At 39.5% G+C, this 8,707-nt stretch carries 8 protein-coding genes and 1 other annotated feature; all 8 genes read right to left on the bottom strand.

Features of this window, described 5'->3' with window-relative positions; translation table 11 throughout:
- Positions 1-131: 131 nt before the first annotated feature.
- On the bottom strand, positions 132-332 hold the full coding sequence (locus ACYVLS_RS09655; protein ID WP_460323981.1) for a cold-shock protein: 201 nt from the start codon (positions 330-332) through the stop codon (positions 132-134).
- Between the two features lie 197 nt (positions 333-529).
- Positions 530-3,304, bottom strand: a complete 2,775-nt coding sequence (ileS, locus tag ACYVLS_RS09650; protein ID WP_460323979.1) for an isoleucine--tRNA ligase — start codon at positions 3,302-3,304, stop codon at positions 530-532.
- A 43-nt stretch (positions 3,305-3,347) separates the two neighbouring features.
- Positions 3,348-3,564, bottom strand: a binding site (T-box leader).
- Entirely contained in the window at positions 3,559-4,227 is a 669-nt protein-coding gene (locus tag ACYVLS_RS09645) for a DivIVA domain-containing protein (RefSeq protein ID WP_460323978.1), read from the bottom strand. Its footprint overlaps the feature before it by 6 nt.
- Positions 4,228-4,304: 77 nt before the next feature.
- On the bottom strand, positions 4,305-5,093 hold the full coding sequence (locus ACYVLS_RS09640; protein WP_460323976.1) for a YlmH family RNA-binding protein: 789 nt from the start codon (positions 5,091-5,093) through the stop codon (positions 4,305-4,307).
- A 4-nt stretch (positions 5,094-5,097) separates the two neighbouring features.
- Positions 5,098-5,397 carry a YggT family protein gene (locus ACYVLS_RS09635; RefSeq protein ID WP_460323974.1) on the bottom strand — a complete coding sequence of 100 codons (300 nt, stop codon included), beginning with the start codon at positions 5,395-5,397 and terminating at the stop codon, positions 5,098-5,100.
- Positions 5,398-5,422: 25 nt separating this feature from the next.
- Positions 5,423-5,890, bottom strand: a complete 468-nt coding sequence (locus ACYVLS_RS09630) for a cell division protein SepF (protein WP_460323972.1) — start codon at positions 5,888-5,890, stop codon at positions 5,423-5,425.
- Positions 5,891-5,914: 24 nt separating this feature from the next.
- Positions 5,915-7,129, bottom strand: a complete 1,215-nt coding sequence (ftsZ, locus tag ACYVLS_RS09625) for a cell division protein FtsZ (protein WP_460323970.1) — start codon at positions 7,127-7,129, stop codon at positions 5,915-5,917.
- Positions 7,130-7,158: 29 nt separating this feature from the next.
- On the bottom strand, positions 7,159-8,472 hold the full coding sequence (gene ftsA, locus ACYVLS_RS09620) for a cell division protein FtsA (protein ID WP_460323968.1): 1,314 nt from the start codon (positions 8,470-8,472) through the stop codon (positions 7,159-7,161).
- Positions 8,473-8,707: the final 235 nt, after the last annotated feature.

The raw sequence follows: 8,707 nt of genomic DNA, 5'->3' as shown, positions 1-8,707 counted from the left end.
GTTGGTACTTCAATTATAGCCGGTGGGGCTCATTTTGTCTTTAAAAAAGAAACATCCCTCGACCATTTTTTTTCAAAATCGGTCGAGGGATGTATTCATTTTAGGGGAGTTTTTTCCCAGCCCCGCTTTTTTTAGACTTTAGTTACATTTGCTGCTTGTGGGCCTCTGTCGCCTTCAACTATGTCGAATTCAACTTCCTGACCGTCATCCAGTGATTTGTAACCTTCACTGTCAATTGCACTGAAGTGAACAAAGACATCATCATGTCCTTCTACTTCAATAAAACCGAAACCTTTTTCGGCATTGAACCACTTAACTGTACCTTGAACCATTGATCTGTTCCTCCTCGAAATTAGACTTGTAACAGAATTAAACACTCAAACTATATATGTCAAGCACTATCAATCTATTACATTTCAAATTATACAAAAGAAACCGCTTCAATTCAAGCATCTATAACATAAAAAAGAAAAGCTTCACATTCTCTAAATGGAGCCTAAGGGAATGTGAAGCTTTTAAGGTAGCTATTTTATGAGAGAACTTCCGGATAATGTTTTTCACAAATATCGTAGCAACGCTGGCAAAGAACCTCATCATCGGATATAGCAGTATACTCTTCTGTCGTAATTCGACAACGGGTACATACTTCTCCTGGCATATGCTCGACCTTGATAGAAACAGTTTCGAAATCCAAGATAGAGTCATCTTCTGGTTTTTCTGAGATGTCTTTGACTGTAAATTCAGAAGCAATTAGAATTTGTCTGATATCACTGTTCAGGGAATCAAGCAACGCTTTAACTTCCTCGGTAGCATAGACAGTCGTCTTGGCTTCAAAGTCTTTACCAATCACTTTGTTTTCACGGGCTACTTCATTCGCCTTAAGAACATGGTCACGGAACTTCATGAATTTGCTCCATTTTTCCTTAATTTCTTCTTCATTTGCATAACTCTGAACCTCAGGGAATTCTGACAGCTGAACGTACTTCTCGTCTTCCTGCAGGTAAGACCACATTTCTTCAGCAGAATGCGGAAGGATTGGTGTCAGCAGTTTCGTCAGGTCTCTGACAATGTGATAGAAAACTGTCTGCATTGCTCGTCGGCTGTAGTCTTCCGGTGCATCGATGTACAGGACATCTTTAGAAAAGTTAGCATAGAAGTTCGACACATCTAAAGTACAGAAATGATTAATCTCTTTAAATATATCTGAGAAATTAAATCGCTCATATCCATCCATGACGCGCTTGTTCGTTTCGTTCAGACGATTCATTAAATACTGATCGACTGGACGCAGCTCATCGTAAGCGATGCTGTCTATCTTCACATCAAAGTCCTCAATATTTTGAATCAGGAAGCGGATAGTGTTTCTGATTTTACGGTAAACTTCTGATACCTGCTTCAGGATGTCCATGCTGACTCTGACATCCGACTGTGTATCCACACTGGATACCCATAGACGAATCAGATCTGCTCCCATTTGCTTGATTACTTTATTCGGATCAATTACGTTACCCACGGACTTACTCATCTTCTTGCCGGCACCATCTAAAACCATCCCTTGAGATAAGACTGCTTTATACGGCGGTACTCCATTAATCGCGACCGAGGTTGTCAAACTTGAGTTAAACCATCCACGGTACTGGTCGGATCCTTCAAGATACAAGTCAGCTGGGAACGTCAGGTTCTCACGCGTGCGTAATACTGCATGATGTGATGAACCGGAATCAAACCAGACATCCATAATATCTGCTTCTTTAGTAAACTGATTATTCGGACTAGATGGATGCGTAAACCCTTCAGGCAGCAATTCATGCGCCTCTTTTTCAAACCAGACGTTAGAGCCATATTCACTGAAGAGTTTAGCCACATGTTCCGTTGTCTCAGGTGTAAGAATCGGATCGCCGTTTTCTGCATAAAATATAGGAAGCGGCACGCCCCAGGCACGCTGACGTGAAATAACCCAGTCTCCACGGTCACGTACCATATTATAAATACGCTGCATTCCCCATGGCTGTAACCAGTCTACTTCTTTCACAGCTTTAAGAATATCTTCACGGAAAGTATGGATAGATGCGAACCATTGCGGAGTCGCTCTGAAAATAACCGGTTTTTTAGTACGCCAGTCATGTGGATAGCTGTGCGTGAAGAATTCCAGTTTCAGCAGGGCATCTTTTTCTTCAAGCCATTCTGTAATGGTTTTGTTCGCGTTATCGTAGAAAATACCTTCTAGTCCTGGTGCTTCATCTGTAAAGCAGCCTTTCTCATCAACTGGAGAAATAACAGGTAAATCGTAATTCTGGCAAACGATGTAGTCATCTTCACCATGTCCGGGAGCGGTATGCACTAAACCAGTACCGTCTTCCAGTGTGACATGATCACCGACAATAATTAAGGAATCTCTGTCATAAAATGGGTGGTGAGCTGTCATACCTTCCATGTCTTTCCCTTCGACTTGTTTTACAAGCGTCACATCTGACCATTCAAGTGTTTCTGCAACCTCTTCAGCCAGATCAGCTGCAACAACAAACTTACGGCCGTCTGCTTCCAGTACAGAATAAGTCGAATCAGGTTTTACTGCAATCGCCAAGTTAGCCGGAAGCGTCCATGGTGTAGTAGTCCAGATAATAAATGACGTATCTTCATCCAATATAGACTTGCCGTCATTGACGGTAAAGGCCACATAAATATTTGGTGAACGAACATCATGATACTCAATTTCCGCTTCTGCCAAAGCAGACTCACTTGAAGGAGACCAGTAAATAGGTTTCAGACCACGATAAATATGCCCTTTTTCTGCCATCTTACCGAAAACTCTGATTTGTTCTGCTTCATAGTCTTTAGTCAGGGTAACATAAGGATTATCCCATTCACCAGCTACACCAAGACGTTTAAAGTCTGTGCGTTGTTTTTCAATCTGCTGCCAGGCATATTCTTCACATTTCTTTCTGAATTCGGCTACCGACATTGATTTTCTGTCTACACCAGTATTGGTCAGAGCTTGCTCAATGGGCAGACCGTGTGTGTCCCATCCCGGTACATAGGGTGCTCTATAGCCAGTCATGGATTTATATCTGACAATAATATCTTTAGAAATCTTATTTAGAGCGTGTCCGATGTGAATATTACCATTCGCATACGGAGGACCGTCATGAAGAACAAAAGAAGGCTTATCTTTGTTCAGCTCCTGTCTCTTATTATAGACATCCGCTTCGTTCCATTCCTGTTGTCTTTCCGGTTCCTTATTAGGCAGGTTAGCCCGCATAGGAAATTGTGTTTTCAATAAATTCAATGTCTCTTTAATTTCCATTGTCTCATCCCTCACTATTTTTTGTAAAAAAAAAGACTTCATCTCAAAGGACGAAATCTTCGTGGTACCACCTTACTTTGGAAAATGATGAGGTCACCACTTTCCCTTAAGTCTTTAACGCAGATATACGTTTAAGCTTACTGTAGTTCAGCTTAAAATTAATTGAATGATTCATCATAATGTCCACTTGTCAATTCTCAGCTTACCTTGACTCTCTGTAAAGTTTTCACCATGACCGTTTCAACAGTAATTACTTATTTAATTTCAGGCAGTTCTACTGCCGGTGTCATGCCTTCTTCATACTCCTGATTTATTTCTTCATCAGCCGTTACGTCAGACTCACCTTGTTCTATTTCATCGCTTTGCTTGTGGTCCAGTTCTTTTTTTACTTCTTTAATCGTTTCTGTTTCAGGTTTTTCTGAAGCAGGTGGCTGCAAAATATCATCCCACTCTTCTTTTTTCACCAGTTCCAGCTGAGATTCAATCATCAACTGAAGACGCTGCCTGAAAATTCTGCTTTGCTTTCTCAGTTCTTCAGTTTCCTGTTCGATTTTTCTAGCTTTGTTAACTGCATCTTTTAAAAGTTCGTCGGCATTGTTTTCCGCTTCATGCTTCAAGTTAGATGCCTGTGCATCCGCTTCTTTTGTAATCATGTCTGCTTCTTTTTCAGCATTAAGTTTCAGTCGGTCAGCAGCTTCCTGAGCAACTAATATTGATTTATTGAGGGAATCGTGCATCTGATCATAATTGGCCAGCTTCTCTTCAGCAAAACTCAGCTTCTTTTCAGCTTCTTTTTTCTGTTTTAACAGCATTTCATAATCTTTAATAATCTGATCAAGGTAGTCATTGACTTCATCTTGATCATAACCTCTCATTTTGACAGGAAATTCTTTATTATGTATATCCAATGGTGTTAATGCCATCGAAGAACACCTCCATTTAGTATTAAAGCCCTATTGGTACTAGTATAATCAATGTCTTAACTTAACTCAAGAAGCTATTACCTATTTTTGTCCAACACACCGAGTGATAAACGAATCTTTTCTTTTTTGGTTTTTCCTTCAATTGCCTGCAGACGGATTCTGCCAAAGCCTCTAACAGATATCACATCATAAATACCAAGCATCATATCAGGCCGGTCTGTTTCGTTCCAGTTAACTTTGACTTTATTAGATGAAATAAGTTCTTTGGCCCGCTGTCTAGAAATATTAAAGGTACTCGCCAGAACAGTATCAAGCCTTAAGGATGATACAATTTCCTGCTGATCTTCCCATGAATCTTTGGGAATGACAATAGCTGTATAAGGTACTTCTTCCAGCTGGATGGATAGTTTACCTATTTTATCCACAGTGGAAAGCAGAAAGTCCTGAATTGTTTCATCTACAAAAAATTGCCAGCGTTCACCATCTGACACAATATCTCCGATTGTATTTCTATTAATTCCTGCGCCCATCAAAGTTCCTAGAATTTTACCATGAGATAAATCAGCAAATTTCTTAGGGTATCTGATTTCGGTAATCTTTATTGAGTAATCCGATTGTTCAGGGGTAAAATAGCTTGGCGACAGAAAGAGGCGCTTACGTTCAGCCGCCTCGTAACCGCCATAACTGTTTGCCTGAATTTCGTCGTATTGACCGACCACCGATTCAACAATAAACTGTTCTCTCGGATCAAGGAAAGGAGTTAAATAAGGAGTATACTGCATTTCAACTTGTCTCAGCCAATCCAGCAGCTGATCAATGAATATTTTTTCATCATCTCTAAAATGCTGGTAAATATTTTCCATCAATATCTCATCCAAACTGTATTATAAGATTAAATAGCATCTGAAAAATCGCCTGTATGCCATACTCGACAAATGTTAATGAAAAGAGTGCCACTAAACCAGCCAGGCTGATCATGCCAATCGGAGGAACAAAGCGTCTGAAGAAACCGACATACGGTTCACAGATTCGGATCAAAAACTGCCCAAGACTGGACTGATACCCTCCCGGCATCCATGACAGCAAGAAATAAACCACTAAAGCAATACGGTATATCTGCAGCCCCTGCATGATTAATCTATACAGTGCTGATAAAATTTGAACTAACATTATATTTACAGTAACTCCATTCTACTTAGTACTCGTTATTTTTGAGGGCTTGCAGTTCGTCTCCATCTATTTCAAAAGACTGAGGGGTACAGATAAATATCTCTTCCCCTAACCTCTGGATATCTCCTTTAATAGCATACGTAGTTCCCATTAGAAAATCAATCATCTTCTTAGCCTGATGCTTATCCATTCTTCTGAAATTAAGAATAACCGACTGATTATTCAGTAAAATATCAGCAATTGACTGAACATCCGAATACAAACGAGGCTCCATAATCTTTATTCTTGGTTTCTTCATGCCCTGCTGGTGGTTAATCGCCACCACGTTCTGCTGGGTTGTCTTTTTGACTGCTTCCGATTCAACTTGCTTTGAAACCATCGGATTAGCACGTTTCTTTATTTCTTTATTAGGTTTTTCAGCAGTTGTTTCTTCAGAATCATTATCTGAATCATTTAGCGAAAAGTAATCATTCAATTTTTCCTTAATGCTCACCAGACTCATCCTCTCCGGAAACTATTATTTACGTCTTCTTCTGAAAAAAGGAGGGGTATCCATTTCTTCTTCAACATTTTTTGTTTCTTCTCTAGCAAATAAATTATTTGGCTTGTTTTCAGTTTTTTCTTCTTCATCCTGATCCAAGTCAGCATTATGACGATCTCTCAAGTTTGGTTCTTTACGAATATCCCAGTTTCCGAAAGGATCATTGTCATTTGCTTTAGCTGGTTTCTCTTTGTTTTGCTGTCTTTTCGGTTGAACTGTTCTTTCTGATTTCTTTTCAGCGTCAATTCCAGTAGCAATAACCGTTACAACAACTTCGTCACCCAAATCTTCATTGATAGATGTACCGAAGATAATATTGACGTCACTCGTTGCAGCTGCTGATACAATATCAGAAGCATCTTGTGCTTCAAACAGTGTGAGGTCAGCTCCGCCAGTAATGTTCAATAGTACATTTTCTGCACCATCCAAGGAAATTTCAAGTAAAGGAGAAGAGATAGCTTTTTTAGTCGCTTCGGCTGTTCTATTCTCGCCTGTTGCTGTACCAATTCCCATCAATGCAGAACCTTGGTTTTCCATTACTGTTTTCACATCGGCAAAGTCAAGATTGACATAGCCTGGATTGGTAATCAAATCAGAGATACCCTGTACGCCTTGTCTCAGCACGTTATCAGCTTCTCTGAATGCTTCCATCATTGGTGTTTTCTTATCGACAATTTCAAGTAAACGATTATTTGAAATGGTTACAAGAGTATCGACATGTTCACGCATGGAGCTGATTCCCTCAGCAGCAAAACGACCTTTTTTCGGTCCTTCAAAGGTAAATGGTCGTGTAATTACACCAACTGTCAAGGCTCCTTGTTCTTTAGCAATACGGGCAACAATCCCAGCTGCTCCAGTCCCTGTGCCCCCACCCATTCCGGCAGTTACAAATACCATGTCCGCACCGGTCAGTGCTTCAGCGATAGCTTCTTCACTTTCTTCAGCTGATTTTCTTCCTACTTCCGGATTGGCTCCTGCTCCTAGTCCACGGGTCAATTTAGGCCCTAATTGTATTTTAGTTTCAGCATGCATCATCTCGAGTGCCTGTAAGTCCGTATTGGCAACAATAAACTCGACACCCTGTACGTCATCTTCAATCATACGGTTGACCGCATTACCTCCGGCACCACCAACACCAATTACTTTTATAACTGCTCCATTTGAAATTGCAGAATCAAAACCTAAATCCATTATTTTTCCTCCTGTATAGCTTTTCAATATTAGTCAAAGAAATTTGAAAAGAAATTTTTAATTTTGTCCATAAATGTTTCTTCATTACTTTCATTCTCGCGAATACTGTTGTCTTTCGAGGTCACCGGTTTGGCAGGTTCTGTTTTCGTTTTGCCTTGTGTTTTTATCTCATCATAATGACCATTCAAGATCATGTGATTTAATATTTTATCAATTTCACCCATTTTAGCCTTATGATAGACCAAGGCTATCGCGTTGGTAAAGGAAGGATAGCGCACACCCATGAAGTCAGGTATGTAAGTTTTTACATTTACTTCAAAGATATCCTCCGCCAGTTCTTCTATTTTAGGAAGGCCGGCAGTTCCACCTGTCAGAATAATGCCGCCTGGAAGTTCCAGTGCACCAATTTCATCCAGTTCTTCTTTTATTTTCTCGAAAATCTGCGCCAATCGGGCTTCAATTATCTCAGCAATGTAAGACTCTTTAATTTCGACACTGCTTTCCTGACCGACTACATCAACAGAAATAATCTGGTCCTTTTCAGTTGAATATTCGCTATAAGCGTTGCCGACTTCCCTTTTGAGTTTTTCGGCATTTTTTATAGATGTATTCAAGACAACCGATATATCTTTGGCAATATTTTCTCCACCTTCGTGAATCACTGACGAAAATTTCACTTGTTCATCATGTACCGCAGATACAGTCGTTTGACCTCCACCTAAATCAATTTGAATCGTTCCAAAACGGCTCTCATCTTCTGTCATGATTAAATCAGACATTGCTTTAGGTTGAAACAGCAAGTCACTGACATTGTAGCCTGCATTATTTACGCTTTTTTTAATATTGTGCAGAATCGTTCTGGATACAGACAATAGCGTACCATACAACTCTACTTCGTTACCGACCATTTTTCGAGGATCCTTGATCCCGTCAAAACCGTCAACAATGAATTCTTCGACCATCACCGAAAGCAATGTTTTGTCTGAAGGGATTTTTTTGGATTCAACTTGTCCAATCATTTTTTCCAGCAGAGACTCATCAATTTCCTGAGAGACTGATTCAACTTCCACAGATACGTGGAAGGGTTTAATCTCAATATTTGTAGCCGGAACACCTACAATCAGAGAATCAATTCTTGTTCCAGATTTTTCTTCTGCCTGCTTTACTGCTTTGTTTATTGAAATAGCTGTTTCATCTATATCGATTATTAAACCTTTATTAATACCATTTGATTTTTCACTTCCAACTCCAATAACATTCATTTTCCCATTTAACACTTCAGAAACAATGACCTTAATTGAAGTGGTTCCAATATCTAAACTTGAATATATACCGTCTTTCACTTTATTGAAACCTCCCATTCTTCAATAATTTAATTCCCTAAAAAATAAAGGTCTTTCAAACTATTGATACTAATCATTCTACCATAAAATCAGCAGCATAATGAAGAGTATTTGAACCAATTTCATAACTAACTTTTTAAAAAAGGAAACACTCGTCTAATTTCAAAATGACTATTTTTTAAAAATTACACGGCTATTTCTTTTCTGTTCTTTCTCTCAGCTAACCGTTGGTTTG

Source organism: Alkalibacterium psychrotolerans, from assembly GCF_054784355.1.
This window is presented reverse-complemented; position numbering and strand designations above follow the sequence as displayed.